Below are 1,647 nucleotides of genomic sequence, written 5' to 3'. Positions count from 1 at the left end.
CCGAGCGCCTCATGCGCCAGCGCAATGTTAGCGCCAACACGATCGCCTCCTACAGGGACACGTTCCGGCTGCTGTTCTTGTTCGCACAGGTGCAGCTGCGGAAGCCCCCATCGGCCTTGGCGCTCACCGATTTGGACGCAACGTTCATCGGCGCGTTCCTAACCGATCTCGAGGTAAAGCGCGGCGCCAGCGCGAAGACGCGTAACCTGCGTCTGACCGCCATCGTGGCGCTTGCTCGGTATGGCGAGCACGCGCTGGATCAGCGCACTGTGTGCCGGCTCGTCAAAGGACACGAACCTGAAGAAGGATCGGAACCTCGGGTCTGGCGCACACGTACGATGCGTCGGTAAAGGGCGGAAGGAGTGGACCGGATAAGCGACAGCTGCACTTCCTAACGCGCCCCGAGATCGAGGCGGTTCTCGCAGCGCCCGATCGAACGACGTGGCTTGGCCGCCGTGATCACACCTTGCTGCTGGTCGCGGCCCGGACGGGCTTACGCCTCTCCGAGCTGACTAGCCTTGACCGGGATGCTGTCCCACGTTGGGGAACAACGCTGTTGCTCCTTTCCACGGTTCCTTGAGCCATGCCTGGAGCGCACGCCGAGCGAGTGTGGTCAGCGGAGTGCGCATGGGGGGCCGGCTCAGTGCCGACAGCGTCCAGTCCCTGCTGGGAAAGCATGTTCGTGTCGCTCACAAGAGTTGCCCGTCTTTGAAGCCAAGAGCGTGTCACCGCACGTGCTGAGGCACAGCGCAGCGATGCTGCAAGCCGGCGTCGACTGCTCCGTGATCGCGCTGTGGCTCGGTCATGAATCGGTCGAGACGACGCAGACATACCTGCACGCCAACCTCGCCCTCAAGGAAGCTGCCCTGGCGAAGCTCAAGCCGTACGAGCGCGGCAAGCGAACTCGCTTCCAGCCGAACGACCGCCTACTCGCCTTCCTCGAGACGCTCTGAACGATCAGACTATGCCGAATGGAATGGGGCTGCCTGCACGCGATCGACGGTGCCAGCGCGACAACGGCGTGCCATACTAAATCCGTTTGGCATAGTTCGGCGGGCGGGATAAACAGCCAAGATGAACGACGTTGATCCGCAAGCCTGGCTCGCTGACGTGCTGGCCAAGCTTCCAGATCACCCCGTCAGCAGAGTCGCAGACCTGCTCCCGTGGAATTGGAAGGAGACCCAACAGTCCAAAGCTGCTGCTGCCTGAGCGCCGCGGCAGACCGGTGCGCCTACCCAGGGTGCTGGCCGGATGCATACGACGGCCTCGCTGTTTGCTAACGGTTGATCCGCGATGCGCACTACAGTGATCTCGAGCGCGAACCTGCGTGGTCTTCGTCCCTTTCTCGGGTTAAGCAGATTTGGTTTTGAGTAAACGGCCCCGGAAGAACCTGTCGTCCTTGCCATTGCTCGACAAGAGAATCAGATAGGAATACGTCATCGTTCGGAATGTGATCGAATACCGCGGCCATGCTGTTCTACCAGACGCGCCGTGCCTCACCATCCAGGACGTAGAGGGGGCGGTGTTGCTTATCGAGCGTGAAGCGCTACCGGGACGTACCGGCCCTCCGCCGGAACCGGCAGACCCGTTCTTCCCGCCGAATTGCCAGCGGATCTGATGCGGAATATCCCTCAGCATTTGTTCTGC

At 61.9% G+C, this 1,647-nt stretch carries 3 pseudogenes; all 3 read left to right on the top strand.

Annotation, left to right across the window (positions count from 1 at the left end):
* Positions 1–11: 11 nt before the first annotated feature.
* A pseudogene (locus tag QJT82_RS45725) lies at positions 12–182 on the top strand (integrase); the annotation flags it as partial.
* Positions 183–370: 188 nt separating this feature from the next.
* A pseudogene (locus QJT82_RS45320) lies at positions 371–953 on the top strand (tyrosine-type recombinase/integrase); the annotation flags it as partial.
* 112 nt (positions 954–1,065) lie between these two features.
* Positions 1,066–1,209 (top strand): annotated as a pseudogene (locus QJT82_RS45315) (transposase domain-containing protein); the annotation flags it as partial.
* Positions 1,210–1,647: the final 438 nt, after the last annotated feature.

This window comes from Bradyrhizobium sp. Mp19 (genome assembly GCF_029952935.1).
Classification (GTDB): Bacteria; Pseudomonadota; Alphaproteobacteria; order Rhizobiales; family Xanthobacteraceae; genus Bradyrhizobium; species Bradyrhizobium elkanii.
This window is presented reverse-complemented; position numbering and strand designations above follow the sequence as displayed.